The sequence below is a fragment of the Cryobacterium sp. LW097 genome (assembly GCF_002205495.2).
Classification (GTDB): domain Bacteria; phylum Actinomycetota; class Actinomycetes; order Actinomycetales; family Microbacteriaceae; genus Cryobacterium; species Cryobacterium zongtaii.
The window spans coordinates 423,165-448,776 of record NZ_CP021992.1 but is presented as its reverse complement, the minus strand read 5'-3'; the positions used below and the strand labels follow the sequence as shown (position 1 = coordinate 448,776).

26 protein-coding genes are annotated in these 25,612 nt (G+C 68.0%); 2 read left to right on the top strand and 24 right to left on the bottom strand.

Annotation, left to right across the window (positions count from 1 at the left end; genetic code table 11):
• Positions 1 to 55: 55 nt before the first annotated feature.
• From B7495_RS02115 to B7495_RS02105, 3 genes are read right to left on the bottom strand one after another with little or no spacing between them, the layout of a single operon-like run.
• Positions 56 to 292, bottom strand: a complete 237-nt coding sequence (locus B7495_RS02115) for a ferrous iron transport protein A (RefSeq protein ID WP_088455122.1) — start codon at positions 290 to 292, stop codon at positions 56 to 58.
• Positions 289 to 1,002: a TrkA family potassium uptake protein gene (locus B7495_RS02110; RefSeq protein ID WP_240632356.1), complete on the bottom strand. Its 714-nt coding sequence runs from the start codon at positions 1,000 to 1,002 to the stop codon at positions 289 to 291. Before B7495_RS02110 ends, B7495_RS02115 begins: the two co-directional genes overlap by 4 nt.
• A complete protein-coding gene (locus B7495_RS02105; RefSeq protein ID WP_174776278.1) occupies positions 995 to 2,362 on the bottom strand; it encodes a TrkH family potassium uptake protein in 1,368 nt (455 codons plus the stop codon). The genes B7495_RS02110 and B7495_RS02105 overlap by 8 nt, the downstream gene beginning before the upstream one ends.
• A gap of 179 nt (positions 2,363 to 2,541) precedes the next feature.
• Here B7495_RS02105 and B7495_RS02100 point away from each other — a divergent pair, with 179 nt between their 5' ends.
• Positions 2,542 to 3,096, top strand: a complete 555-nt coding sequence (locus tag B7495_RS02100) for a hypothetical protein (RefSeq protein ID WP_103459712.1) — start codon at positions 2,542 to 2,544, stop codon at positions 3,094 to 3,096.
• Positions 3,097 to 3,132: 36 nt separating this feature from the next.
• On the opposite strand, the gene B7495_RS02095 is transcribed toward B7495_RS02100, so the two are convergent.
• The 13 genes from B7495_RS02095 to B7495_RS02045 form a co-directional block, all read right to left on the bottom strand.
• Entirely contained in the window at positions 3,133 to 3,915 is a 783-nt protein-coding gene (locus B7495_RS02095; RefSeq protein ID WP_088455120.1) for a GNAT family N-acetyltransferase, read from the bottom strand.
• A 70-nt stretch (positions 3,916 to 3,985) separates the two neighbouring features.
• Complete coding sequence (locus B7495_RS02090; RefSeq protein WP_088457838.1) at positions 3,986 to 5,359, bottom strand: FAD-binding oxidoreductase; 1,374 nt, start codon at positions 5,357 to 5,359, stop codon at positions 3,986 to 3,988.
• Between the two features lie 39 nt (positions 5,360 to 5,398).
• Positions 5,399 to 5,842, bottom strand: a complete 444-nt coding sequence (locus tag B7495_RS02085) for a DUF805 domain-containing protein (RefSeq protein WP_088455119.1) — start codon at positions 5,840 to 5,842, stop codon at positions 5,399 to 5,401.
• A 105-nt stretch (positions 5,843 to 5,947) separates the two neighbouring features.
• On the bottom strand, positions 5,948 to 6,109 hold the full coding sequence (locus tag B7495_RS18995) for a hypothetical protein (RefSeq protein ID WP_166788891.1): 162 nt from the start codon (positions 6,107 to 6,109) through the stop codon (positions 5,948 to 5,950).
• Positions 6,110 to 6,129: 20 nt separating this feature from the next.
• Entirely contained in the window at positions 6,130 to 6,510 is a 381-nt protein-coding gene (locus B7495_RS02080) for a hypothetical protein (protein ID WP_088455118.1), read from the bottom strand.
• Positions 6,511 to 6,553: 43 nt separating this feature from the next.
• Complete coding sequence (locus tag B7495_RS02075) at positions 6,554 to 6,985, bottom strand: DUF805 domain-containing protein (protein WP_088455117.1); 432 nt, start codon at positions 6,983 to 6,985, stop codon at positions 6,554 to 6,556.
• Positions 6,986 to 7,069: 84 nt separating this feature from the next.
• Complete coding sequence (locus B7495_RS18990; RefSeq protein WP_166788890.1) at positions 7,070 to 7,213, bottom strand: hypothetical protein; 144 nt, start codon at positions 7,211 to 7,213, stop codon at positions 7,070 to 7,072.
• Between the two features lie 47 nt (positions 7,214 to 7,260).
• Positions 7,261 to 7,698: a DUF805 domain-containing protein gene (locus B7495_RS02070; protein WP_088455116.1), complete on the bottom strand. Its 438-nt coding sequence runs from the start codon at positions 7,696 to 7,698 to the stop codon at positions 7,261 to 7,263.
• Between the two features lie 143 nt (positions 7,699 to 7,841).
• The gene (locus B7495_RS02065) at positions 7,842 to 9,119 is read right to left on the bottom strand and encodes a saccharopine dehydrogenase family protein (RefSeq protein WP_088455115.1); all 1,278 of its coding nucleotides are present in this window, start codon (positions 9,117 to 9,119) and stop codon (positions 7,842 to 7,844) included.
• Positions 9,116 to 9,598 carry a hypothetical protein gene (locus B7495_RS02060; RefSeq protein WP_151199509.1) on the bottom strand — a complete coding sequence of 161 codons (483 nt, stop codon included), beginning with the start codon at positions 9,596 to 9,598 and terminating at the stop codon, positions 9,116 to 9,118. Before B7495_RS02060 ends, B7495_RS02065 begins: the two co-directional genes overlap by 4 nt.
• A gap of 362 nt (positions 9,599 to 9,960) precedes the next feature.
• Positions 9,961 to 10,710, bottom strand: coding sequence for a phosphatase PAP2 family protein (locus B7495_RS02055; protein ID WP_088455113.1), 750 nt, complete (start codon positions 10,708 to 10,710; stop codon positions 9,961 to 9,963).
• A 247-nt stretch (positions 10,711 to 10,957) separates the two neighbouring features.
• Positions 10,958 to 12,235 carry a multidrug effflux MFS transporter gene (locus tag B7495_RS02050; protein WP_240632355.1) on the bottom strand — a complete coding sequence of 426 codons (1,278 nt, stop codon included), beginning with the start codon at positions 12,233 to 12,235 and terminating at the stop codon, positions 10,958 to 10,960.
• Between the two features lie 218 nt (positions 12,236 to 12,453).
• A complete protein-coding gene (locus tag B7495_RS02045; RefSeq protein WP_240632354.1) occupies positions 12,454 to 13,629 on the bottom strand; it encodes an ROK family transcriptional regulator in 1,176 nt (391 codons plus the stop codon).
• Between the two features lie 169 nt (positions 13,630 to 13,798).
• On the opposite strand from B7495_RS02045, the gene B7495_RS02040 reads away from it, so the two are divergent.
• The gene (locus tag B7495_RS02040; RefSeq protein ID WP_088457837.1) at positions 13,799 to 14,644 is read left to right on the top strand and encodes an NAD(P)-dependent oxidoreductase; all 846 of its coding nucleotides are present in this window, start codon (positions 13,799 to 13,801) and stop codon (positions 14,642 to 14,644) included.
• Between the two features lie 14 nt (positions 14,645 to 14,658).
• On the opposite strand, the gene B7495_RS02035 is transcribed toward B7495_RS02040, so the two are convergent.
• From B7495_RS02035 to mmsB, 8 genes are all read right to left on the bottom strand, one after another.
• A complete protein-coding gene (locus B7495_RS02035) occupies positions 14,659 to 16,113 on the bottom strand; it encodes a GH1 family beta-glucosidase (RefSeq protein ID WP_088455110.1) in 1,455 nt (484 codons plus the stop codon).
• Positions 16,110 to 18,449, bottom strand: a complete 2,340-nt coding sequence (gene yicI / locus B7495_RS02030; RefSeq protein WP_088455109.1) for an alpha-xylosidase — start codon at positions 18,447 to 18,449, stop codon at positions 16,110 to 16,112. Before yicI ends, B7495_RS02035 begins: the two co-directional genes overlap by 4 nt.
• Before the next feature lie 2 nt (positions 18,450 to 18,451).
• Positions 18,452 to 19,363, bottom strand: coding sequence for a carbohydrate ABC transporter permease (locus B7495_RS02025; RefSeq protein WP_205748702.1), 912 nt, complete (start codon positions 19,361 to 19,363; stop codon positions 18,452 to 18,454).
• Complete coding sequence (locus tag B7495_RS02020) at positions 19,363 to 20,337, bottom strand: carbohydrate ABC transporter permease (protein ID WP_088455108.1); 975 nt, start codon at positions 20,335 to 20,337, stop codon at positions 19,363 to 19,365. The genes B7495_RS02025 and B7495_RS02020 overlap by 1 nt, the downstream gene beginning before the upstream one ends.
• A gap of 81 nt (positions 20,338 to 20,418) precedes the next feature.
• A complete protein-coding gene (locus tag B7495_RS02015) occupies positions 20,419 to 21,714 on the bottom strand; it encodes an ABC transporter substrate-binding protein (RefSeq protein ID WP_240632353.1) in 1,296 nt (431 codons plus the stop codon).
• A 103-nt stretch (positions 21,715 to 21,817) separates the two neighbouring features.
• On the bottom strand, positions 21,818 to 22,813 hold the full coding sequence (locus B7495_RS02010) for a LacI family DNA-binding transcriptional regulator (protein ID WP_240632352.1): 996 nt from the start codon (positions 22,811 to 22,813) through the stop codon (positions 21,818 to 21,820).
• A gap of 300 nt (positions 22,814 to 23,113) precedes the next feature.
• Positions 23,114 to 24,331 carry an ROK family protein gene (locus B7495_RS02005; protein ID WP_240632351.1) on the bottom strand — a complete coding sequence of 406 codons (1,218 nt, stop codon included), beginning with the start codon at positions 24,329 to 24,331 and terminating at the stop codon, positions 23,114 to 23,116.
• Between the two features lie 60 nt (positions 24,332 to 24,391).
• The gene (mmsB, locus tag B7495_RS02000; protein WP_088455105.1) at positions 24,392 to 25,609 is read right to left on the bottom strand and encodes a multiple monosaccharide ABC transporter permease; all 1,218 of its coding nucleotides are present in this window, start codon (positions 25,607 to 25,609) and stop codon (positions 24,392 to 24,394) included.
• Positions 25,610 to 25,612 lie beyond the last annotated feature (3 nt).

The window sequence follows — 25,612 nt, the reverse complement described above, 5'->3', positions numbered from 1 at the left end:
TGCGCCCGGTGCGCCGGACGCAGAAGTCCGCACGGGCAACAGTTGTCGGGCGGGGCTACTCGCCGACGTGGCGGCGGGGGCGGGGTGGCGGGGGCGGCGGCACCTCTTTGGCGGCGACGACCTCGGCGAGCGCCAGCGTCAGCGTGCCGCGCTTGGTCTCCACTGTGCAGTGCGTGGTGTCGCAGGAGCGCAGGTAGCCGAGGGCATCCGTGTAGCCGCCGGCGATGCGGGTGCGCACCACGACCCGGGTGCCGAGCGCGGTGCCGGTGAGAAACTCGACGGGACCGGTCACGGCAGCCGGCTGAACGATTCGACGCGCTCGGTCTGCCCGGCGACCAGGATGATGTCGCCGGCGAGAATCACGGTCTCCATGGTGGCGTAGCTCCAGCCCTGGCCGGCCCGGTGGAACGCGGTGACGGTGATCCCGTGCACCGTGCGCACCCTGGTCTCGCTCAGCGGTTTGCCGAGGATCTCCTGGGGCGGGGCGGTCTTCACCAGGGCGAAGTCCTCACCGATGTCGATGTAGTCCTGCATCACCCCGCGCACCAGGTGCGCGACGCGCTTGCCCATGTCTTTCTCCGGGGAGATCACGTGTTTGACCCCCAGCTGGCGCAGGATCTCGCCGTGCGGTTCGCTCACCGCCTTCGCCCAGATGTTGGGGATGCCCATCTTGATCAGCAGCGACGCCGTGAGGATGTTCGCCTGGATGTCGCTGCCGATGGCGACCACCACGCTGCTGAACTCCGGTACCGACAGCTGCCGCAGGGTCTCCTCCTTGGTGGAGTCGGCCCGGACCACGTGGGTGAGCAGCCGGTTGTGCGCCTGCACGATCTCCTCGTCGCCATCGATGCCGAGCACCTCGGTGCCGCTGTCCATCAGTTCCAGCGCGAGGGCGCTGCCGAATCGGCCGAGGCCGATGACCACCACGGAGTCCTCCTCGGCCAGGCGGGCGGTCTGCCGCTGGCCGAACAGGGAATACGATGACGACCTGAACTTAGCCAATGATGGGCCTCTCTTTCGGGAGTTCGTACGTTACCGGGTGCTCGCGCAGGGCGAGGGCGGAGGCGAAGGTGATCGGCCCGAGCCGGCCGATGAACATCAGCATGATCAGGATGGCCTGACCGGCCGGCGGCAGATTCGCCGTGATGCCGGTGGACAACCCGACGGTGCCGAACGCCGAGATCGCCTCGAACAGCAGCACGTCGAGGGTGAGGTCGGTGAGCACCATCAGAACGGCCGTCGACGCGACGACCACGAACACGGCCAGGAGCACCACCGAGATGGCCTGTCGGTGCACGGCCCTGGACAGCCGCTTGCCGAACACGTTCACCACACCGTCGCCGCGGATCTCGGCGACGAGGATGAAGTACAGCACCGCGAAGGTGGTGATCTTGATGCCACCGGCGGTGCCGGCCGGGCCGCCACCGATGAACATCAGCACATCCATGCCGAGCAGGCTGGCGGAGTCCATCGCCCCGATGTCCACGCTGTTGAACCCGGCGGTGCGGGTCTGCACAGACTGGAAGAAGCCGACCAGGATCTTCGCCGGCCAGTCCATCGGGCCGAGCGTGGCCGGGTTGGACCATTCGACGGCGGTGATGTACACCGTGCCGGCCACGAGCAGGGTGATGGTGCCGGCGAGCACGATGCGGGTGTTCATGCTCCACAGGAGCGGCGACCGCAGGTGCTTCCGCAGTTGCACGATCACCGGGAAGCCCAGCCCGCCCAGGATCACGGCCGCCGCGATCGGTAGGCAGATGAACGGGTCGACGGCGTAGCTGATCAGGTTGTCACTGAACAGCGCGAAGCCGGCGTTGTTGAACGAAGACACCGCGTGGAACACCCCGAACCAGATCGCCCGGCCGAGCGGCTCGCCGTAGCCGAACAGGAACCGCAGGCTGAGCAGCACCGCTACGACACCCTCCACGATCAGCGAGATGGTGACGACACCGAGCACCAGGCCCTTGACGTCCTCGAGGCCCACACTGCGCACCTCGGATGCGGCGGTGACGCGGGAGCGCAACGACAACCGTCGCACCACGGCCAGCCCGATAACCGACGCGAAGGTCATCACGCCGAAACCGCCGATCTGGATCAGGACCAGGATCACGACCTGGCCGAACGGGGTCCAGAAGGTTTCGGTGTCGACCACGGTGAGCCCGGTGACACAGACCGCGGAGGTGGCCGTGAAGATCGCCTCCGCGAACGACGCCCCGCCGGGGCCGACCTTGGCGATCGGCAATGAGAGCAGTCCGGTGCCGAGGAGGATCGTGAGGGCGAAACCCGCGGCCACCGCCTGGGCGGGGTGCAGGCGGAATCTCGGCCGGCCGAGGCCCGGCCCCGTTTTCGCCCGCGAGTTCACTGTGTCACTCTACGACCCTTGGGCGACCCCGTGCGCACGAGATTTTCGCCCTGCCCTATCGCGCGTACCCCCCGAACGGTGTCTACTGGGATGCCGGGGCATGGGGCATACTCTGTAGTACACCGGGGGGAGGGGATACGAGGGTGGGCAAAATCACGGGTACGGCCTTGCGTGTGCAAGTGCTGCGACCCCACGGGCATCTGCTGCGTCAGACGACCCTCTCGATACTGGCCTTCTTCGCCCCCGTTTTCGCCGTCCTTTACTGGCTCACCATCCCCCTCGGGGAGTGGATTCCGGTCCTCATCGTGCAGCTGTTGGTGATGCTCGGGGCCGCCGTCGGCATCGTCGGTTTTCTGCGCACCTGCGTCTGGGTCGACGACACCGGCATCTCCGAGCGGGGCTTCTTCGGCCAGGTGACAAGTTTTCCGGTGGAGCAGGTCGCCAGTGTCGTGGTTCTCGAGCTGTACCAGAGCGGTGCGATCGACACGCACCCGCAGCTTTTCGTGACCGGCGCCGACGGTCAGCTCCTGGTGCGGATGCGCGGACAGTTTTATTCTCGCGGCGCGATGGACACGGTCGTGGACGAGCTGGGCGCCCCCGTGGTGCGTGTGCCGGACCCGATGACCCTCACCGAGCTCAACCGGCTGCGCCCCGAACTCCTGTACTGGTTCGAACGCCGGATCACCGGCCGGGCACCGCAAGACTTCGACCCGGGCGCCGACCTCGGCCGTTGACGGTTCCTGACCGCCGACTCCCCCGGCGGCCGAACCCTAGCCGAGCGGGTCGCTGGCGTCGGTGGTGAAGACGTAGTCGTTGTCCGCCGTGAGCTCTGGCCGGAGTTCGCGGCCGAGCGCCTCGGTGAAGACCAGCCTGGAGTCCTCCCGGCGTCGGGCGGCGCCGACAGGGTCGTCGGCCCGCAGCTGCTCGAAATCCACGTCGAGCGGCCAGCTGGTCACGGCGGTCCAGTCCCGGACGGGTCCCCCGGCGAGCGCGTGCAGCACCCTCGGGGAGTCCAGACTCCAGCGCACCTCGAACCTGTCGCTGCGGTCGCTGCCCGAGATGACGTCGTCGAGCCGGCCGTAGAAATCGGGTAGGAACCCGGTCACCTCGGCCCCGAGCTTGACCAGGTTGAAGTGCGCGTTGCGGCGGATCAGCGGGTCGAAGGTCCAGCGCATCTCGGTGATGCCTTGCTCGAGGCACAGTGCACGCTGGAGGAGTTTGAGGGCGTAGCCCACGCCGCCGCCCCGGTGCCACGGCACCACCGCGGCCATGTGCGAGTGCAGGTGCACCCCGTCGGTCCAACCCAGGAACCCGAGCGTCGCGCCGACCGGCTTGCCGTGCTGGGTGGCCAGCAGCACCGGGTTTCCCGCGAAGTCGAGCGCGAGCAGCATCGCCCGGTCGGGGCTGCGGCCTACCCCCCAGGTGCGTTCGAAGAGGCCGATGATGCTGTCGAGGTCGCGCGGTTCCGCCGTCCGCACCGTCACCGCGGCCGACGCCGCGGCAATGGTGGCCAGCCTGTAGGCCTCGGTCACGCTCTGCTCAGCAACGCTCATTCCACGAGTACACCACAGGACGGCGCCCGAATCGAGGGTTCGGCGGCGCGGGCAGCGGGCGGATGCCGAGCTAGTGGCCGCGGCCGGAGACCCGGTCGGCGAGGGTCGCCAGGGGCGAGGTGCTGCGGCGGCGGGTGAGCTCGGCCCGGTCGGCGTGAGTGTAGGCCTGGTACAGGGCGGTCACGGCCAGCCAGCGCAGCGGCTCCGGCTCCCAGTTGCGCACCCGGTGGTTCACCCACGGCAGCGCCGTCAGGGCGCTCTCGCGGCCGAGGATCAGGTCGGTGAGCGTGCGGCCGGCCAGGTTGGTGGTCGCCACGCCGGTGCCCACGTAGCCGCCCGCCCAGGCCAGACCGGTCTGCCGGTCCAGGCCCACCGTCGCGGCCCAGTCGCGGGGAACGCCCAGCACGCCGCTCCAGGCATGCTCAATGGCCGCATCCGCGGTGCCGGGGAAGAACCTGTGCAGGATGCCGGTGAGCGCCTCGATGGTGCTCGCCGGGGTCTGGCCGTCGGAGTCGGTCTGGGAGCCGAACCGGTACGGCACCCCACGGCCGCCGATGGCGATGCGGTCATCCGCTGTGCGCTGGGCATACATGTAAGCGTGCGCCATGTCGCCCAGGGTGGCCCGGTCGTCCCAGCCGATGCCGGCCCAGACGGCGGCGGGCAGCGGTTCGGTGACGATCAACGAGGAGTTCATCGGCAGCCAGGCCCTGTGCAGTCCGGCCAGGCCCGCGGTGAAGCCCTCGGTGGCGCGCACGATGAACTCGGCCTGCACGGTGCCGTGTTGGGTGCGGGCGGTCTGCGGGGTGATCTCGCTCACCCGGCTGTCGTCGTAGATCTCCACGCCCAGCGCCAGGACGGCGCGGGTGAGCCCGGCGACCAGCTTGGCCGGCTGGATGCGCGCGCAGTGCGGGTGCCACATCGCGCCGGTGCTGCCGGCGACATTGATGCGCGCCGTGGCGGCCTCGGCGCTCAGTAGCTCGACATCCGTGTGCGGCCAGGCCTGCTCGGCCCGCACCGCGGCCTCGAGGCGTCGCTGTTGCGGCCTGTCGTAGGCGACGGTGAACTCGCCGCCCTTGACGATGTCCGCGTCGATGCCCTCGACCGCGGCGACCCTGATCACCTCGTCGACGGTGTCGTTCATGGCGGCCTGGAAACCGGCGGCCGCGTCACGGCCGTGGCTCCGCAGGTACTGTTCGCACCCACCGGTGACCGAGTTGGTCAGCCAGCCGCCGTTCCGGCCGGACGCGCCGTAGCCGGCGAAACGCTGCTCGAGGATCACGATGCGCAGCTGCGGGGCAGCCTTCTTGAGGTAGTAGGCGGCCCACAGGCCGGTGTACCCGGCGCCGACGATGCACACGTCGGCGCGGGTGGAACCGGGCAGCGGCGGCCGCGGCGCCGGCCGGCCGATCTGGTTCCACCAGAAGGAGACGTCTCCGTTGATCATGGCCGCACCGTTCACCGCATCCGTTGACCGGGGCCGGGCTCAGGACAGGGTCTGCGTGGGCTGCCAGGCCGGGGTTTTGGAGCCCAGCTTCTCGACGGGGTCGAACCGGGCGCCGGCCGGCTTGCTCGGGAGTAGGGCGAAAACCAGGGCCACCAGGGGGCCGAAGCCGGGGATGACGGTGAGGAAGTAGAACCAGCCGGAGAAATCGATGTCGTGCAGCCGTCGCACGAAGACCGAGATGTTGGGGATGATCACGCCCAGGCCGAACACCAGGATGAGAAGGCCGCCGACGATGGCGGTGGGTTTCGGTTCCTCGAACGGAGGCGGGTTGATGATCACGGGGAGGAACCCGACGGCAAAGATCACCAGAACTACCACGACCTGAAAGAGCTGGAACCACCAGTACTCGCTGCGTGTGGCCCGTCCGGCGAAGGTGGCGTAGTTGCGGAAAACCGACACGATGGCCGCTTTCGGAGTGAGCATTGTGAATCCCCCAGGATGTCGCGCTGTGCCTCGGACAAGGCGATCGCGTGGCTCACCCTAGCAGGGCATCAGCCCGCGCGCCGCGCGGTGGCGCCGACCCGCAGTTCAGTCCAGGTCGGCCGGCAGGCCGAACGCCTTCTCGCCCGCCTCGACCATGGGGAACATCGACTGCTGGAAGATCCAGCCGGCGAACGGGATCACGAAGATCGCCGGCGCCAGCAGCAGCGGATGCCCCACGAGGACAGCGCCGACCGCAGCGAGGGCCACGATGCCCTGTAGGACCAGTGCTATCGCCGCGCCGCCTCGGGTGCCGTCGGCGGCACGGGTGCGGAAGAGGTCTCCGGCTCCTCCGACACGCTCGCGCCGGCAGCTGCGGCCGGGCTGTCAGACGAGCTGTTCTGTACGAAGGCGGGCCGCGCCATGTCGCCGATCTGGGCCTCCGCATCCGCCCAGTCGAACGCGTCGCCGCTGGCAGCGGCACGCCCCTCGAGGGCGGGCAACGCGGCGTCGGCGAGGTCGAGCCGGCGCACCTCCGCGAGGTGCACCCGCGCCGCCGCGGCACGGCCGGCATCCAGGAGCAGGCCGGCCAGATGCATCCGCAGTGCGGCGTTGTCGGGCGATGCGGCGACGGACTGCCCGATCAGGTCGATAACTGAGCTGTCTGGCATGGCGTTTTCCCCCTGAACTGAGCCGAACCCCGAGCCCAGCGAATTAGTGCAGGCCCGAGCCCTGGAAGGAGAGTCCGGGAACGCTGGGCTGTCGGTCGAACCGGGCGCCGGCGGAGTTGCTGGGCAGCAGCGTGAAGACCAGCACAACGACGGCTCCCACGAGCGGGAACAGGGCCAGCAGGGCGAACCAGCCGGAGAAGTTCGCATCGTGCAACCGCCGCACGAGCACCGCGAGGCTGGGCAACAGCACGCCGATCGCGACGATCGGGGCCACCAGCATGAAGACGAGCTCGAAGTTGTGCGAGGGATACCCGTTGCGGTCGGTGCCGGTCGGGATCAGCTGCAGCAGCGAAAGCGCCACGAAGACGACCCAGAGGATCAGCCCGAACCACCAGTATTCGCTGCGCGGCGCCCGGCCGGTGAAGTCGGCGTACTTGCGGAAAACGGAGGCAATCGCCGCGGCGGGTGTCAGCATGGGGGTCTCTTTCGTCGGCTTCAAGAAGTCGGCGCAGGCCGACGGAGGCCGTGCGCCCCCACGCTCAGGCTACCGGTAGCCGGTCTACTGAAAGAGGAACAGCAGGGTCGTGGCTCCGACGGTGATGGCGACCAGGGAGAGGATCAACACCCAGGTGAGCCCCTTGAAGTTTCGGAGTTTGCCCATGAAGCCGACCGGGCGGCCGTCGTAGTCGTCGTTGTCATTCATGGGGCGACTCTAGCGCCGCAGCTCGGGCGTGGCCTGTGCGGCCGACGTCAGGAGAGCGTCTTGCTCGGGTTCCACGCCGGCGTGGCGCTGCCGGTGTTTTCGACGGCGTCGAATCGGACGCCGGCCGGCTGGCTGGGCAGCAGGGCGAAGATGAGCACGACCAGAACACCGGCGTACGGGATGCAGGCCAGGAAGTAGAGCCAACCGGAGAAATCGCCGTCGTGCAGGCGACGCACATACACCGTGATGTTCGGGATGGCGAGACCCAGGCTCAGGAGCAGGGTGACGCCAATGGCGATACCCATCGACACGGGCATCTCGCCGCGCTCGGGTGTGCCGATGCCGAGACCGCCGAGCAGGACCACGACGGTGAACAGCACTGCCTGGAACAGGGCGAACCACCAGAATTCGCTGCGCGGAGCCCGCCCGGCCAGGGTGGCGTAGTTGCGGAAAACAGACTTAATGGCCGCTTGCGGAGTCAGCATGGTGTTCTCAAATCCCCCATTTGATAGGCCGTCCAGAGGGGACGACCGCAGGGGATCACCCTAGCAGCGGCGCCGAACGGGCCCGGCCCCGGCATCCGCGGCCTGCTGCGATTGACTTGCGGATGCCGGCGAGCCCGGGCGGGTCAGGCGGCGGGGGTACGTTCCTCCAAGCCCCAGGGCTGGCCGTAGCCGGCGGGTTCGGGGGCACTCATCAGGTCGAGGTAGGGCTGCGCGTCGAACGCCTCCGGCCCGAGCACCCCGGTGCCGGCCCACACTCCGGTCGCGAGCAGTTCCAGGGCGATCGCGGGGTTCAGGGCGGTCTGCCAAACCACGCACTGGGCGTCGTACTCCGCCATCGTCCACTCGTTGTCGCTGACGTGATAGAGGTAGACCTCCCGCGGCGCGCCATCCAGGCCGGTACCGGTCACCCAGACGCCGGCGCAGGTCTTGCCCGTCATCCGTGGGCCGATCGTGGCCGGGTCGGGCAGGCTCGCGGCCACCACGTCGCGCGGGGCGACCATCGCCGGGCCGTCCGCGGTGCGCACCCGCACCGGCGCGACGCTGTCGAGGCCGAGTAGGTGCAGGGTGCGCAGAACCCCGATGAACTCCTCACCGAGCCCGTACTTGAAGGTGACCCGCTTCGCGTCCAGCCAGCGGGGCATCAGCAGCACCTCTTCGTGCTCCACGTTCACGCACTCCACCGGGCCGATGCCCTCCGGGAAGTCGAACACCTCGGGCTCGCTGAACGGCGGCGTCGTGAACCAGCCGCGGTCCTTCTCGAAGATCACCGGCGGGTTCAGGCACTCCTCGATGGTGGTCCAGATGCTGAACGACGGCGCGAAGATCTCGTTTCCGGCTTCGTCGCGCACAACCAGGTTGGCGCCATCCCGGGTGCCGAGCTCGTCGATCTCGCTGAACAGGTGATCGGACGCGTACCGGGCGAAGACGTCGCTCAGGCCGGGCTCCACGCCCATGCCCACCAGCGCGAGCCGGCCGCTGGTCTCCCAATCACTCGCCTGTTCGAACTGGTCGTCGCCGAGCTTGATGCCGGTCTGCGCGTGCGGGTCGGTCGGATGCGGCTCGCTCAGGCTCATAGCCATGTCGAGGTAGTCGGCGCCGGCGGCCAGCGCACCCGTGAAGATGCTCTGCACGAACTTCGGTTCCACGGCGTTCATCACGTGGGTGACCCCGTGCTCGCGTGCCACCCGGGTCACCACCTCGGGGTCGGATGCGTCGATCTGCGCCGCTGTGAACCGGGCGGCGGTCTCCCCGCCGTGGCGGGCGGCGATCGACGCGATCGTGCGCTCCGCCCGGCCCAGGTCGTAGTCGCTCACCACGACGTGCTCGTAGAAGGAGCGGCGGGCAATGATCTTCGCGAAGGCGTCACCGACGCCACCCGCCCCAACGAGAAGGATCTTCATTCCCCGAAGCTAGCGTGCGGCGGCCGGGATGTCAGCCCTCCGGCCCACATCCGTCTGCCAGCCGGATGCCAGGTGGTGGTCGCGGTCACCTGCCGGAGGTCGGACACCTCGCTCTCGTCAACGGTCACCCGCCAATCCCACGCACGCCCATAGCGGGAATACGGAAGCACGACGGAATCGTCGGTGACGGTCTGGCCCCGACCTTTCTTTGCGACGATCTCGCTCCCCGGGGCCGGCACCGGGTCCTCGCCGGGCCCGGATGGCCCTGCGGGGCGCGCGACCAGCGCATAACGCCCCCGCACCAGGCCCACGCAGTCGGCCACGACTCCGGCACCCAGCGGACGCTGGGTGGAGGTCCACGACCGCAGGCTCAGCTGCTCGAACGGAACGACGGCCGACCAGCCGCTGTGGATGTTCTCGGCACGCGCGATCTCTGGAGCATCGCACGGCGGCAACCCGCCCTTCGGCGCGAAGATCACCGCCCGTCCGTTGCGGATGGTCGCCACCTGACGTGCGGGTCAGCCAGAACCGGCTCAGCCAGCCGAAGTCCACCCGGCCGAACACCCCGTTCACCCGCGGGTCGTCGTGGCGCCCGTCGACCCCGTGTGGCGGGAGATCACCGAAAATTTCGATCTGGCCCTGGGAACTCAGCCCATCCACCCGCACGCGCACGGTCTGGAAGGTCGCGAACCCGCCGACCTCGACTCGGCCACCCGGGATTGCCCGGGCCCGCAGAACGTACAGCCCGGCGGGATTGACCAGGGAGCCATCGGCAGGGTCGGGCAGCCCGGCGCCGCCCTATGCGGTCATCTCCGGTTCCCGGCCGGTGAGTCCCGGTGGATCACCGGTTGGACTCTGGTGCCTTCGCTGGTGCGGCCGCCCGCCGCCTGGCTATGGTGTTCTCGCCGTCGAGCTTGGCCGCCAGCGGCGCCCACAGGACCACAGCCACGCCCGCGCCGAGCAGCAGCCCGCCGATGGTGTCGGTGAGCCAGTGCGCGCCGAGGTAGGTGCGGCTGACCATCATGGCGACGGTGTACACGGCGCCGGCTATCCACACCCACAGCCACGGGAAGATGATCCCGAGCGCGACGGCCATGGTGGCGGCATTGGCGACGTGCCCGGAGGGGAACGATCCGAAGTCGGAGGTGATCAGCATGTCTTCGGGGCGCGCCCGGCCGAAGAGGGTCTTCAGCAATTGGACGAGACCGGCGCTGACGATGGTGGCGATCACGAAGTACCCGGCCGCCCAGGGCCGGCGCAACACGAGCAGGAGCACAACAATGGCGATCGGGATCACGAACACCCCGGCGATGCCGGCGCCGAGGAAGTTCATCACCAGCGCCGGAACCTCCCAGACCGGGGACCGGTGCTCGAGGATCTCCTCCATCCACTCCGCGTCGGCCTCGATCGGGCGGCCGTTGCCGCGGGTGAGGATCAGGGCGCCGAGCAGGAACGCGAGGACGACGGCGACCGCACCGCTGATCAGCGGCCACCGCCGGGCGACCCGGCGGGCGGGCGCATCCGCCGCGGCCTCGGCCCGGCCGGGGGCGGGTGGGGTGGGCTCAGTCTCGGGGTTTCGGGAGGGGTCCATCAACCCATGGTAGATCGGACGCCGCGGGCGGGGCGCCCTGCCCCGGACCGCCCGCCTGCCCGACCACCCCATGACTGGCCCACTTTCGCTAGTGCCCGACCCCGACAACTAGCAAAAATGGGGCAGCCTTGCTGAAGCGAGTGGTGAGTTGCCCGGATTCGCCAGTGCAGCAGGCGCTGCAACTAGCGAAAGCGGGCGAGTCTCCGCTTGGCCGATGAGCAGTGCGGCCTCGGGTGCCGCAGCCGGGTCAGTGCGTGAGCGCCGACACCGTTCGCGGGCGCACGATGGACCAGAGGCTGAGGATGGAGATGATCGCGCAGACACCCATCACCGAGGCCATCGGGACGGCGGTGCCGACCCCGAGCAGGCCCACGACCGGGGAGATCAGCCCGGCGATGCCGAAGTTGGCGGCGCCGAGCACGGACGCGGCGGTGCCGGCCTCGCTGCCGTGCGAGTTGAGGGCGATGACCTGCACGGTGGGGAAGGTGAACCCGCAACCGGCGATGAAGAACCACAGCGGGATGAGGGTGCCCCACAGGCCCGCGCCCAGCAGGTCGAGGGTGAGAATCGTTGCCGACGTGATCACGAGTACCGTGGTGGCGCCGATCAGGATGTTCTGCGGCCCCACGTTGTAGCGGTGCATCAGCCGCGAGCTGGTCTGCACGCCAACGACGATGCCGAGGGAGTTGACGGCGAAAAGCACCCCGTACTGCTGGGCACTGAACTCGTAGACCTGCTGGAACAGGAACGGTGAGGAGGAAAGGTAGGAGAACAGCCCGGTGAAGGTCATCGCGCCGATGATCGCGACGCCCACGAAGGTGCGGTCGCTGAGCACGGCCCGGTAGCGCTGGCCCAGGCTCGAGTGGCCCGGCACCGTGCGACGATCCTGCGGCAGGGTTTCCACGATCCAGATCGCGACGGCCACCATCACCACGATGCCGTAACCGGCGAGCACCCAGAAGATGCCGCGCCACGGCATCACGAGCAGCAGCTGCGAGCCGACGACGGGGGCAATCACCGGCGCCAGGCCGCTGACCAGGGCCAGGCGGGAGAGCATTTTGACCAGCGGCTTGCCGCCGAACAGGTCGCGCACCATGGCCATGGCCACCACCGCGCCGGCCGCGGCGCCGAAGCCCTGCAGCACCCTGAAAATGCCCAGCGTCACGATCTCGGTCGACAGTGCCGCGCCGACACAGGCGAGCACGTGGAAACCCGTGGCCAGCAGCAGCGGCAACCGGCGGCCGACCTTGTCGCTCCACGGGCCCACGATCAGCTGGCCGAAGCCGAAGCCGATCATGGTGCCGGTCAGGGTGAGCTGGATGGCGGCGGCCGAGACCCCGAGTTCGCTTTCAAGGGTGGGGAACGCGGGCAGGTACAGGTCGATGGTGAACGGGCCGAGGGCCGTGAGCGCGCCGAGGATGATGATATAGACGATGCGCTGCCCGCGGGAAAGCGCGTCACCCGGGTGCCGGGCGGTGGAGGCGAGCTGCGCCTCAGAGATCACGGGGATGACGGCAGTAGTCACGTTGAAGAGTCCTCGGTCGGAGTCGTGCGAAAGGAGTGCGGGCGATCGCCCAGTAGCGAAAAGCGTGCGCCGCTCGGTTCTATTCCACCTCAGCGGCATCCCGGCAAAGATTGCGCGGATCCGGCCTTTTCTGCACGTTCCCGGGCGCCGGGTGCGTCTGAATCCGCCCGGCCTGGTGAACCCTGGTCCGTCCCGGGTCCGGTAGGGAGGGGGCAGGGTCAGGGAGACTCGGCGGGCGCACCGGCGGGCGCCGTGGCCGGGAGTCCGGCCGGGTCGTCGAGCAGGCCCTCGAAGGCCAGCTCCGCGGCGCCGATCATCAGCAGGTTCGAACCGAGCTCCGCGGCGCTGAGCCGCACGGTGCCGAAGGCGGCGTCGAGCGAGTGCTTCGCCACGGCGGAGCGCAACCTGTCGGCATCCACCGCCAGCAGCGCGGCAAGAAACCCGCCGAGCACCACCACCTGTGGGTTGAGGATGTTGATCGCCCCGGCCAGCGCCACCGCGAGGTGGTCGATCTGACGGTTGACCTCGGCGCGCACCTCCGGTGACGTGGATGCCCGCAGCGCCTGTTCGAGCTCGTCGGCATCCGCTCCGGCCAGGCCGAGCACCTCGAGCAGCTCGCGCCGGGTGACCTCGGCCTCCAGGGTGCCGCGGATGCCGGCGGAGTCGACCCGTTCACTGTCACTGACCCTGGTGTGCCCGAACTCGCCCGCGTATCCGGCGATGCCGCCGGCAGGCGCACCCCCGACGATCATGCCGCCGCCGATGCCGCTCGCACCGCCGTTGAGGTAGATGAGATCGGTGATGCCCTTGCCAGCGCCGAAAAACCGCTCGGCCATGGCGCCCAGGCTGGCGTCGTTGGCGGCGAGAACCGGGTAGCCGGTCGCGGCCTCGAGCATTTCGGCGAGGGGTTCGTCGATCCAGCCCAGGTGCGGCGCGTGCCGTACGAGTCCGTCGTGGGCGCGCACCAGGCCGGGCACGGCCACGCCGATTCCCACGACCTTGAACCTGGCCTCGAGTTCGCCGCGCATGCCGTCGATCACGGCTGCGGCGATGTTGACGGCCTCGAGCACGCTCGGGGACTGGTCGGTGGGGTAGCGCACCCGGCGGTGCACCTGACCGTCGAGGCCGACGATGCCGATGGTGACGGCGTCGATCTCCGGATTCACGGCGAGCGCCACGACCTGCTCGCTGACACTGACGATGGGACTGGGCCGGCCGACCTGATTGGTGGAGCTCGGTTCGCGCTCGACGACCAGCCCGCGATCGACCAGCTCGGCGACGAGGGCGGCGATGGTGGACCGGTTCAGTCCGGTGACCCTGGTCAGCTGGGACCGCGACGCCGCCCCACTGCGGTGCACGAGTCGCAACACCACAGACAGGTTGTGTCTGCGCACGTCGTCATGGCTGCTGCCCTGCACGGTTCCTCCGTCTGGCTGACGCCCGATTCTGCGAGCGTGAGTCACTCTGGCCCCCAGAATACCCGGCATCTCCCCCGACCCGGCGTGATACGTTGCAGAACGCTACAAATCGACCCAGACAAGGAAGTCCATGGAATTCCCCAGCATGAGAATCGCCCTCACCGGCGGAAGCGGCAAGCTCGGCAGGACCGTGCTCGCCCGGCTCCGCGCCGAGGGCCACCACGTGATCAACTTCGACCTGGCCGGCAGCCGCGAAGCCGGCTTCGTGCGCATCGATCTCACCGACTTCGGACAGGTGGTCGACGCCTTCGCCGGCGTCAACGACCAGGTGGACGGCTTCGACGCCGTGGTGCACCTGGGCGCAATCCCGGCGCCGGGCCTGGCGCCCGATGTCGCCACCTTCCACAACAACATGCTCTCCAGCTACAACGTGTTCCAGGCCGCCCGCCGCAATGGCATCAAGCGCATCGTGTACGCGTCGAGCGAGACGGTGCTCGGCCTGCCGTTCGACGTCGACCCGCCCTACATCCCGATCGACGAGGAGTACCCGGCCCGGCCGGAGAGCACATACTCGCTGGTGAAGCACCTCGAGGAGCAGATGGCCATCGAGCTGGTGCGCTGGGATCCCGAGCTCTCGATCACGACGCTGCGGTTCTCCAATGTGATGGACCCGGAGGACTATGCCAGGTTCGACGGGTTCCAGACGGATGCGACGCTGCGCAAGTGGAACCTCTGGGGCTACATCGACGGCCGCGACGGTGCCCAAGCCGTGCTCAAGGCGCTGCAGACCGCCCCGCCCGGCTTCGAACGCTTCATCATCGCCGCCGCGGACACCGTGATGCGCCGGCCCAGCGCCGAGCTCGCCGCCGAGGTCTTCCCGAACGTGCAGCTCACCCGCCTGGTCCCCGGGACCGACACCCTGCTCTCCATCGACAAGGCCCGGCGCCTGCTCGGCTACTCCCCCGAGCACTCCTGGCAAGACCCCCGCTGACCCCTCGTGGATCTTTAGGGGAGGGTGCGGGTGGCGACCAGCTCCGCGTACCAGTGGGCGCTGTCCTTGGGCGTGCGCACCAGCGTGTCGTAGTCCACGTGCACGATGCCGAACCGCTTGGAGTAGCCGTAGCCCCACTCGAAGTTGTCCATCAGCGACCACACCTGGTAACCCCGCAGATCGACGCCGCGGGCCAGTGCCCGGTGCGCGGCGGTGAAGTGCCGGCGCAGGTAGTCGGTGCGGTCCACGTCGTGCACGCGGGGTCCGTCCTCCGTCTGCACGACCGTGTCGGCGAACGCCGCACCGTTCTCGGTGACCATCAGCGGCTGCGCCGGGAACTCCTCGTGCAGCGCCACGAGCAGCTCCTCGAGGCCGGCCGGTTCGATGTTCCAGCCCATCTCGGTGTACGGGCCGGGCTGGGCGAGGAACTCGACCCTGTCGGCGCCGGGCCACGGCGAGGCACCGACATCCTTGTGCCCGTCGGCGTTCTGGCGCGGTGCCGCCCCGTCCCACAGCCGAACCAGGGTGGTGGAGTAGTAGTTGACACCGAGCACGTCCAGCGGCTGGTGGATGATCTCGGTATCACCGGGCAGGATGAACGCCCAGTCGGTGACGTCCTTGGTGTCTTCGAAGACATCCGCCGGGTAGGCGCCGGTGAGCAGCGGGCCCAGGAACACCCGGTTGGCGAGGGCGTCGATCTGCCGCACGGCCTCCGGCCCGGTCTCGCCCTCGCCGCGCAGCACGTGCAGGTTGAGGGTGATCGAGAAGTCGGGGTCGTTGGTCACCAGCGGCTTGAGCGCCAGGATCGCCAGGCCGTGCGCCAGGTTGAGGTGGTGCACGGCGCTGAGCGCCTCGGCGCCGTCGGTGCGGCCGGGCGCGTGCGAGCCGGAACCGTAGCCCAGGTAGGCGGAGCACCACGGTTCGTTCAGGGTGGTCCAGGTGTCCACCCGGTCGCCGAAAGCCGCGCCCAGGATCGCCGCGTAGTCGGCGAACGCGTACGCGGTGGCCCGGTTGGTCCAGCCGCCCTCGTCCTCGAGGGCCTGCGGCAGGTCCCAGTGGTACATGGTGACGATCGGGCTGATGCCCCGGGCTATCAGACCGTCGATCAGGCGCCCGTAGAAGTCGAGCCCCTTCTGGTTGGCCGGGCCGCGGCCGGTGGGCTGGATGCGCGACCAGGCGATGGAGAACCTGTAGGCCTGCAGGCCCAGCGTCACCATCAGGTCGAGGTCCTCCTCGAGCCGGTGGTAGTGGTCGGCCGCGACGTCGCCGGTGTCTTCGTTCCAGATCTTGCCCGGAGTGTGGCTGAACGTGTCCCAGATCGAGGGGCCGCGGCCGTCTTCGTCGAAGGCGCCCTCGATCTGGTAGCTCGCGGTGGCGGAACCAAAGATGAACGATTCGGGGAAGACGAGTCCGGCATCCCGGTAGTCGGCGTTGCCGGCGGACACGGCCTGCGTGGAGGTGCTGGTCATCGGAGAAGTGCCTTTCGGTCAGTAGCGACAACGGTAGTGCCGCCGGCCAGGCGAGCGCGAAAAGACGCCGCCGAATCGCTGGTGACAACGGTGTGGTCGCCATCGGTAGTGACGGTCACGGTGAGGTGAGTGCCGTCCAGAGGGTTGCTGATGTCGACGGACCGGTCGGCGCCGCCGCCGCCGGGGTACACGGTGACGAGGGGCTCGTCGGTGTAGTCATAGTCGGGCCTGTCGTCGCGGGACCCGGTGACCAGTACCGCTCCCCCGCGCACCCACAGCGGGATGCTGTCGAACGCATGGGTCTCCCGGCGCCAGACGGGTCCGGTGACAACCTCATCGGTCAGATAGTTTGTCCAGGTGCCCGCGGGCAGGTAGTACGACACGTCGCCGGCCTCGCTGAACACGGGTGCCACCAGCAGGTCGCTGCCGAGCAGGTACTGCCGGTCGAGGTAGTCCACGGCGGGGTCGCCGGGGAACTCAAGCTGCATCGGGCGCATGAACGGCGCCCCGCTGGCGTGTGCCTCCAGGCCCACCTGATAGAGGTAGGGCATCAGCGCGAGCTTGAGCTTGGTGAACACCCTGGTGACGTCGACGGCGCTCTGGCCGGGCTCCTCCCGGCCGTCGTCGAAGAGCCACGGCACCCGGTAGCTGGTCGACCCGTGCAGCCTGGAGTGGCTGGAGAACAGGCCGAAGGCCAGCCAGCGCTTGAACACAGCCGGGTCGGGCATGCCCTCGAAGCCGCCGATGTCGTGACTCCAGTAGCCGAAGCCACTGAACGCCAGCGAGAGCCCGCCGCGCAGGGTCTCGGCCATCGACTCGAAGCTGGAGGAGTTGTCTCCGCCCCAGTGCACCGGCTGCATCTGGCCGCCGACCGTCGCGGAGCGGGCGAACAGCACCGCATCGCCCTCGCCGCGGTGCTCCTGGAGCACCTCGAAGACGGCCTTGTTGTAGAGCTGGGTGTACAGGTTGTGCATCACCTCGGGCGACGAGCCGTCGTGCCACACGACATCCGTGGGGATGCGCTCGCCGAAGTCGGTCTTGATGGCGTCGACACCCTGCGCGAAAAGCCCGCGCAGCTTGTCCTGGAACCAGGTGACGGCGGCGGGGTTGGTGAAGTCCACCAGTGCCATGCCGGCCTGCCAGAGGTCCCACTGCCAGACGTCACCGTTGGCCTTTTTCACCAGGTAACCGGCGGCGGCGGCCTCGGCGAAGATGCTGGCCCGCTGGGCGATGTAGGGGTTGATCCAGGCGCTCACGTGCAGGTTCTTCTCGTGCAGCCTGGCGAGCATGCCCTCGGGGTCCGGGAACACCCGCGGGTCCCACTCGAAGTCGGTCCAGTTGAATTCGCGCATCCAGAAGCAGTCGAAGTGAAAGACGGAGAGCGGCAGGTCGCGCTCTGCCATGCCGTCGATGAAGCTGTTCACGGTGGCCTCGTCGTACTGGGTGGTGAACGAGGTCGACAGCCACAGGCCGTACGACCAGGCCGGCACCCGCGCGGGGCGGCCGGTGAGGCGGGTGTAGCGCTCGAGGATCTCCTTGGGGGTGGGTCCGTAGATCACCAGGTATTCGATGGCCGGGCCGGCGACGGAGAACTGCACCCGTTCGACGGCCTCGGTGCCGACCTCGAAGGAGACGTGCTCGGGGTGGTTGACCAGTACGCCGTAGCCGCGGTTGGTGAGGTAGAACGGCACGTTCTTGTAGGACTGTTCGCTGGAGGTGCCGCCGTCGGCGTTCCAGATGTCGATGGTCTGGCCGTTCTTGATCAGCGGGCCGAAGCGTTCGCCCAGGCCGTAGACCAGTTCGCCCACGCCGAGGGAGAGCTGTGCGTGCGTGTAGCTGGGCGCCGGTGCGAGCCCGGTGGTGGTGACGCCGGAGACCCCGGCCGGTTCGGCGGCGATGGGGGCACCTGGGGCGAGCTGCATGTGCCCGATCGACTTGTGGCCGCTCTCGGTGAGGGTGCGTCCGTCGGCCTCGAAGCTGAGGTTGAACGGAGCGCCCGGGGCGATGCGTGCGGTGAGCGGGCCGGCCGTGAGGGTGCCGCCGGTGACGTCGATCACAATATCGCCGGCATCCGGCTCGGCGCCGACGAGGTCGAAGCCGGGACCGGTCGACGCGCCGGTGTGCTGTTCGACGCGCACCTTGACGGTGCCCTCGAGGGGCGACGATAGCGTGACGGTGAGCAGGGCGCGGTTGAGCACATCTCCGCGTCGTTCGATCACCTTCGTCGGCGCGGTCACCCGCAGCGAGCTGCCGGCCTGTTCGATGTCGTACGCCTCCTGCGCGTACAACGCGGTGACGCCGGGACGGGTGTGCCAGAAACCATCGGTGAATTTCATAACTACTTGACTGCTCCTGCGGTGATGCCCCTGGTGAGGGTGCGTTGGAAGATAAGGAAGAAGATCAGGGTGGGCAGCAGGCCCAGCAGTGCCGAGGCGCTCGTGGTGGTGACATCCATCAGCCGGTCGCCCTGCAGTACGGCGATCGACACCGGCACGGTCTGGCTGGCATTGCTGACCAGGAAGGTCAGCGGGATGAGGAACTCGTTCCATGTCCAGATGAAGAAGAAGATCACCAGCACGCTCAGGGTGGGCTTCGTGATCGGGTAGACCACGCGGTAGAGGATCGTCCAGCGGCTGGCGCCGTCGAGCGAAGCCGCCTCGAGGATCTCCTTGGGGAAGGTGCCCAGGACGCTGGCGAGTAGGTAGGTACCGAATGCGCTCTGGATGACCACGAAGATGATGATCACGGCCAACTGGTTGTCGTACAGGCCCACCGACTTGAACATGAAGTAGAGCGGGTAGAGCAGCACTTCCTGCGGCAGCATGTTGGCCAGCAGGATCAGCAACACGATCCAGGTGCGGCCGCGCACCCGGCCGATCCCCAGAGCGAACGCGTTCAGCAGCGATATGGCCACGGCCAGGATCGCGACGACGCTGGAGATGAAAAAGCTGTTCCACAGCTTCTCCGGGAAGTTCACCCGCTCCCAGAAGTTGATCATGCCGTCGAAGTACAGGTCGGTGGGCAGGGTGAGCGGGCCGGCCTGGTTGTAGTCGGCCGGGGATTTGAACGAGTTGATCAGGATGAGGAAGAACGGCACGGCGATGAGCAGGCCGATCAGCACAGCGACGAGCAGGATCATCCAGTCGCCGAAGGTCTTGCGGGTGGTGCTGCTGCGCCGCTTCCTGGGCTGCCGGGCCGGCGGGCCCACGACGGGGGCCTTTGCGGACTCGTCGATGATGGTGGAGGTCATTAGCGTTCCTCTTCCTTGCGCTCGAGTCGTGTCTGGGCGAGCAAGAAGACGACCGAAACGGCGGCGATGACGATGGTGAGTGCGGTGGCGATGGTGGCGCCGTAGCCCACCTGCTGGGACTGGAAGAACTCGCTGTACGCGTAGTACGCGGGCACGATGGTCGAGGTACCCGGGCCACCACCGGTGAGGGTGTAGATCGGGCCGAAGACCTTGAGGGCCGCGATGGTGCAGGTGAGGGTGACCACGAAGATCTCGGGGCGGATGATGCTCACCGTGATCGCTTGGAAGCGCTGAATCCAGTTGGCGCCGTCGAGTTCGGCCGCCTCATAGAGCTCAGGATCGACCCGCTGAAGGGCGGCCATGAAGATCACGATCGGGTAGCCGAGCTGCACCCAGATCATGATGACCATGATGCTGGGCAAGGCCGTGTCGGGGTCGCCGAGCCAGTTTTGGGCCAGGCCGCCGAGGCCGATGCCGTCGAGCACCTGATTGAGGGCGCCGTTCTGCGGGCGCAGGATCCAGCCAATCACGATCGCGGCGACGACACCGGGAAGGATCTGCGGCAGGTAATAGGTAGCGCGCAGGAAGCTGGCGATCTTGCCGCCGAACTTCTTTCCGATCAGGTCGAAGAGCATGGCGGCGAGAACCAGGCCGAGCAGGGTGGGAACGACAACCATCGCCACGATCATTGCGATGGAGTTGCTGAACGAGGTCCAGAACGTGGTGTCGCCGGCCAGCTTCGCCCAGTTCTCCAGGCCCACCCACTCCGGGGGCTTGATGCCGCGGTAGTCGGTGAAGGTCAGGTAGATGTTCCAGACCAGGGGAACCACGATGATCAGCGTGAGCAGGGCGAGGCCCGGAATGAGGTAAATCCAGAATGTCTTGGGATTGCTTCCCGGGATGAGGCTCTGCCGCACCGGCTTGTTGCCTGCGGGAGCATCAACGGGGGCATCGGCTACGGATGCTGTCGTCATGCGATTTCCTTCTCTGCGAGTGGTGGCCGGGGGCCGTGACAGCCCCCGGCCGGGTACTGCGAGGGTGGTGCGGTGGCGGATTTAGCCGACGATGTCTTCTACGCCGGACTGGTACTGGCCGCCGAGCTGCTCGTTGACGTCAGCGGGCGACTTCGTGCCGTTGATGAGTTCCTGCAGGCCGGCGTTCAGCTCGTCATAGAACGTCGCGGTGGGCCAGTCCGGGTAGAACGCGATGCCGTCCCTCTCGGTCAGGGTATTGAAGTTGCCAATCAGTTCCTGGCTCTTCTCATCCGTGATGTCTTCGGTGTTCGCGGCGACGGGAATGCCACCGTTGTTGCCGATCAGCGCCTGGATCTCCGGGCGCATCGTGATGTCGATGAACTCGGTCGCGAGGTCCTTGTTCTTGGCCTTCTCCGGGATGACCCACATGTTGCCGGCGGAACCGGGCGCCATCTCGGCTTCGGGGAAGAGGAAGGTGCCCCACTCGAAGCCGGTGGCCTCGGTGGTGAAGCGGTTGTGCCACCAGGAACCCGAGTAGAAGATCGGGTAGGTGCCGTTGATGAACGCGGTACCGGCATCCTCTGCCTTGAAGCCGCTGGCGTCGGTGGAGATGTAGCCGGCGTCTGTCCAGTCCTTGATGGTCTCGGTGGCGTAGCTCACCTCGGGGCCGGACCAGTCCACCTCACCCGTGTAGAGCTGGTAGTCGTCGACGAAGCCGCGATCGGCCTGGGTGAGTGCGAGCTGGTACCAAAGCTGGCCCAGCGGATATTCTGCAGCGGACTCGGCCAACGGGGTAATGCCCTGGTCAACGAAGGCAGCCATGACGGCTTCGAGCTCGGCGACGGTGGTCGGCACCTCGAGGCCGGCTGCGGCAAACATGTCCTTGTTGTAATAGACCTCCACGAACTCGCCGTAGTTGGGCACTCCGTAGAACGCGCCGGAGCCCATGATGCCGTCTTCGTCGTAGCGCGCCGTGGTCTGCAGCGACGGGGCCAGCGCATCGTCCCAGCCGAACTCGGCGTACGCGTCATCGAGGTCGGTAAGCAGGCCCTGGCTGGCCAGGAGGCCGGCGGTGGCGTTCCCCTTGTTGTACTCGAGGATGTCAGGGGCTTCGTCGGAGTTGAGCACCTGGCTGGCCGTCGAGCGGATCTGCTCGAAGCTCTTCTCCTCGAACTCCACTGTGGCGCCGGTCTCTTCTTCGAAGACCTTGATGGCTTCCTCCCAGGCGATGCCCATCGCGCTGGTGTCGCTCTCAAAGTGCCAGAGCTTGAGGGTGTTGCTCTCGGCTTCGCTGGCTCCGGCGGAGCAGCCGGAGAGCAGGAGGGCGCTGACGCCGAGCACGGCAATGCCTGCGAGGCTTCTCTTGGTTTTCTTCACTGTTCTACTTCCTTGTAGTGATGCGTCGGATGCTGCATGGTGCTGTGCGTACAGACTGTCGAAACGTTTCGACAGTGGCGCTGCCGAAATCCTTTCCGTTGAGTTAGAGGCGGGTGAGGGGGGCTGTCGAACCGAGTTCGACATACGTCGGTTCGATGAACTCGACGTGCGGCTCGGCGTCGCCGTCGAACTGGGCCATCGTGAGCTCGATTGCTCGAGTGCAGGACTGGTCAGCCGGCAGTGGGATGACGTCGAGAGGCGGGGTGAGATGGTCGGTGGAGAAGCTGGAGCAGGCCGAGACCACGGAGAGGTCGGTCGGCACTCTGATACCGCGCTGGCTGAGCAACTCGAGCACCATTGACTGCACGGGCTCGTTGCTGTGCATGACCAGCCCGGTCATGCCCGGCAGCGCGTCCGTCAGGCTGTCGAAGGCCGACCGCACGCCGGCGGATTCTTCCGCCGCCGGGGTGAAGGCCGCAGTGACGCCCAGGCGGGCGGCCTCAGCCAGGAAGGCATCGCGAAAACGCGGCGGAAAGTTCGAGCCGCGCTGGTAGACCGCGGGAGCCTGGCCGACCAGGCCGATCACGCGGTGACCGAGGTCGACCAGACGCTGCACGGCCATCACAGCCGCGCGCTCGAAGTCGAGGTCGACGCAGGTGAGCCCGTCGGTGTCCTTGGGGATGCCGATCACCGTGGCAGGCAGGCCCAGCTCTCGTACCAGGTCGGTGCGCGGGTCGGCGGTGGAGACATCCAGCAACACGATGCCGTCCACGAGAGAGCTGCGCACCACCCGGCGGAGGCCGCTTGTTGCCTCGTCCTGGGTGAGGAGCAATACGTCGTAGTCGTAGAGCCTGGCGGCCGTGACCACGGAGAGCACGAAGGTCATGTGGGCCGGGGCGTGGGTACCGGCGTGCAGCGGGGCGCTGAGCGCCAGGATGTTGGTACGCGCGCCCTTGAGCATCCGCGCGCCGGCGTTGGCCCGGTAGTCGAGCTGAAGAACGGCCTGGTCGATTCGCTGTTTGGTGGATGCCGCGATCGAGCGCTTGCCGCTGAGGGCATACGAGACCGTGCTGATCGACACTCCGGCGACGCGTGCCACGTCGTGAATGTTGGCCACCTGGACTCCATCGTCGGTCGGATCTTGCGGTATCGATTGCGGTTCTGCAACGGAGGAGCGGCCGGTTCATCTAAACGTTTCGACTGCCTCGCGAAGGAGCCTACGACAAACATCCTCAGTTACGCAAGCAGTTTGTGGTCATTGACGACAAATGCCAGATCAGCGAGTTGTCCATCCCCGCGAGCCGCCGCGATCGCCTCCTCACCACACCAACTGTTCCCGAAACGGACTTCTGCGTCCGGTGCGCCGGGCGCAGAAGTCCGATTGGGCAACAATTGCCGGTCAGCGGCGGGGAGCACGACCGCGCACGAAGCCGGCCGGGTCGTCGAGCAGGTCGGCGAAGGCCAGCTCGGCGGCGCCCACGAGCATCAGGTGCGAGCCCAGGCTGGCCCGCTCGATGGCCACGGTGTGGCCGATGCTGCTCATGGAGCGCACGATCATCGCCGCGGTCAGCTGTTCCCGGCCCACCGAGAGCAGCGAGCCGAGGAACCCGCCGAGCACCACCATCTCGGGGTCGAACAGGTTCACGAAGTTGGAGATCGCCTCGGAGAGCAGCTCGATCTGCCGGCGCACCTCGGCCAGCACGGCCGGGTCGCGGGAGACGCCGAGCGCGATGTCGAGGTCGTCCAGGTCGGCGCGCGGCAGCTTCAGCACCGCGAGAAGCCTGGCCATGCTCACCTCGGTCTCCAGGCAGCCGATCCGGCCGCAGTGGCAGCGCACCCCCGCGCTGTTCACCAGGGTGTGGCCCAGCTCCCCCGCGTAGCCGCTGGTGCCGCGGAGCGGTGTGCCGCCGATGATCAGGCCGCCGCCGATTCCGCTGGCGCTGCCGTTGAGGTAGACCAGGTCGTTGATGCCGCGGGCCGCGCCGAACATGCTCTCGGCGATCGCGCCGAGGCTGGCGTCGTTGCCGGCGAAGACCGGGTAGTCCAGCACCCGGGCCAGATCGCGGGCCAGGTTGACGTCGCGCCAGCCCAGGTGCGGGGCGATCAGCACCCGGCCGTCCGCGGAGTTCACCAGCGCCGGCACCGCCACGCCGACCCCGGCGATGCTGTAGCTCTGGTCGATCTCACCGCGCATGCCGTCGACGATGGCCTTGACCGCGTTGATAGCCTCGGCCACGGTGGGCACCCGGGTGGTGTCGAAACGGATGCGCCGGATCACCTCACCGCCGAGTCCCACCAGTCCCACGGTGATGGCGTCAATATCGGGGTTGACCGCGATCGCGGCCAGCCCCGGGTTCGGCACCACCTGCGGGCTGGGCCGGCCCACCCGGCCCACCACGCTCTCCGGTTCCACCTCGAACGCCATGCCCAGGTCGACGAGTTCGGCCACCAGGGCCGCGATCGTCGACCGGTTCAGTCCGGTGCGCTTGGTGAGCTCGGCTCGGGAGCAGCCACCGGCGTGGTGCAGCATCGTCATGACCATCGACAGGTTGTACCGCCGGAGCTGGTCGTTGCTGGTGCCGCCCCGAACACCCAGGGTGGGTGACGCTTGGCTCACGGGTGGGTCACGGTCCTTTCGGGTGCGGGCCCGACAGAGCACCGCCGGGTGGCGTCAGTGCTATCGTCCTCCGGCGCGCCGCTTGTTGAAGATATCAAACGCGACGGCCAGCAGCAGCACCAGGCCCTTGATTGTCATCTGCCAGGCGGCATCCACCGAGAGAATCGACAGGCCCATGTTGAGCACGCCCATCACCAGACCACCGACCACGGCACCGACCACGGTGCCCACGCCGCCCTGCACGGCCGCACCACCGATGAAGACGGCGGCGATGGCGTCGAGCTCGTAGTTCTGGCCCGCCGAGGCGACGGCGCCGCCGGCTCGCGCGGTCGAGACCACACCGGCCAGGCCGGCCAGCACGCCCATGTTCACGAAGATGTAGAAGTTGACCCACTTGGTCTTCACCCCGCTCATCACGGCGGCGAAGAGGTTGCCGCCCATGGCGTAGACGTGGCGGCCGAACACCGTGCGGTTGAGCACGAAGTTGTAGATCAGGATCAGGGCGGCGAGCACGATCAGGATGATCGGGGTGCCGCTGTAGTCGCTGAGCAACCAGGCGAACCAGACGATCGCGATGGCGGCGATGCCGTTCTTGGTCCACATCGAGGCGAGCGGTTCGCGCGGCAGGTCCAGCCGGGCCAGGGTAGCGCGGGTGCGCAGCTGGAAGACGATCAGGGCCACGGCGGTGAGGATGCCCAGCGCCAGGGTGAGCACGTCGCGCCCGGCCAGTTCGCCCAGGTACGACGGGAGCCAGCCGGCGCCGATCGCGGTGAATTCGGCGGGCAGGCCACTAATGGTTCCGCCGGTGAGCAGTACCAGGGTGAGGCCGCGGAAGATGAGCATGCCGGCCAGGGTGACGATGAACGCCGGGATGCCGACGAACGCCACCCAGTAGCCCTGCCAGGCGCCGACCAGGGCGCCGACCAGCAGCGACACGAGGACCGCGCCCCACCAGGGCAGACCCCAGTTGTTCATGCTGATCGCGGCGACAGCGCCGACCATGGCCACGACAGAGCCGACGGACAGGTCGATGTGGCCGGCGATGATCACGATGACCATGCCGATCGCGAGGATCAGCACGTAGGCGTTCTGCTGGATGAGGTTGTTCACGTTGCCGGGCAGCAACAGGCGCCCGTCGGTGAGGATCTGGAACAGGATGACGATCACGGCCAGGGCGGCGACGATGCCGTACTGGCGAAGGTTGATCGAGAGCTTGGGCATCCGGCGCTTGACGGGTGGTTCTGTGGGCGCCTTGCTCGCTGGCGTGGTGGTGGTCATCGC

Excerpts from the sequence above, each read along its gene's own strand:
- B7495_RS02095 (WP_088455120.1), bottom strand. The coding sequence starts at position 3,915 with ATGAGCGTTGCTGAGCAGAGCGTGACCGAGGCCTACAGGCTGGCCACC.
- B7495_RS02090 (WP_088457838.1), bottom strand. The coding sequence starts at position 5,359 with ATGATCAACGGAGACGTCTCCTTCTGGTGGAACCAGATCGGCCGGCCG.
- B7495_RS02085 (WP_088455119.1), bottom strand. The coding sequence starts at position 5,842 with ATGCTCACTCCGAAAGCGGCCATCGTGTCGGTTTTCCGCAACTACGCC.
- B7495_RS02080 (WP_088455118.1), bottom strand. The coding sequence starts at position 6,510 with ATGCCAGACAGCTCAGTTATCGACCTGATCGGGCAGTCCGTCGCCGCA.
- B7495_RS02075 (WP_088455117.1), bottom strand. The coding sequence starts at position 6,985 with ATGCTGACACCCGCCGCGGCGATTGCCTCCGTTTTCCGCAAGTACGCC.
- B7495_RS18990 (WP_166788890.1), bottom strand. The coding sequence starts at position 7,213 with ATGAATGACAACGACGACTACGACGGCCGCCCGGTCGGCTTCATGGGC.
- B7495_RS02070 (WP_088455116.1), bottom strand. The coding sequence starts at position 7,698 with ATGCTGACTCCGCAAGCGGCCATTAAGTCTGTTTTCCGCAACTACGCC.
- B7495_RS02065 (WP_088455115.1), bottom strand. The coding sequence starts at position 9,119 with ATGAAGATCCTTCTCGTTGGGGCGGGTGGCGTCGGTGACGCCTTCGCG.
- B7495_RS02055 (WP_088455113.1), bottom strand. The coding sequence starts at position 10,710 with ATGGACCCCTCCCGAAACCCCGAGACTGAGCCCACCCCACCCGCCCCC.
- B7495_RS02040 (WP_088457837.1), top strand. The coding sequence starts at position 13,799 with ATGAGAATCGCCCTCACCGGCGGAAGCGGCAAGCTCGGCAGGACCGTG.
- B7495_RS02035 (WP_088455110.1), bottom strand. The coding sequence starts at position 16,113 with ATGACCAGCACCTCCACGCAGGCCGTGTCCGCCGGCAACGCCGACTAC.
- yicI (WP_088455109.1), bottom strand. The coding sequence starts at position 18,449 with ATGAAATTCACCGATGGTTTCTGGCACACCCGTCCCGGCGTCACCGCG.
- B7495_RS02025 (WP_205748702.1), bottom strand. The coding sequence starts at position 19,363 with ATGACCTCCACCATCATCGACGAGTCCGCAAAGGCCCCCGTCGTGGGC.
- B7495_RS02020 (WP_088455108.1), bottom strand. The coding sequence starts at position 20,337 with ATGACGACAGCATCCGTAGCCGATGCCCCCGTTGATGCTCCCGCAGGC.
- mmsB (WP_088455105.1), bottom strand. The coding sequence starts at position 25,609 with ATGACCACCACCACGCCAGCGAGCAAGGCGCCCACAGAACCACCCGTC.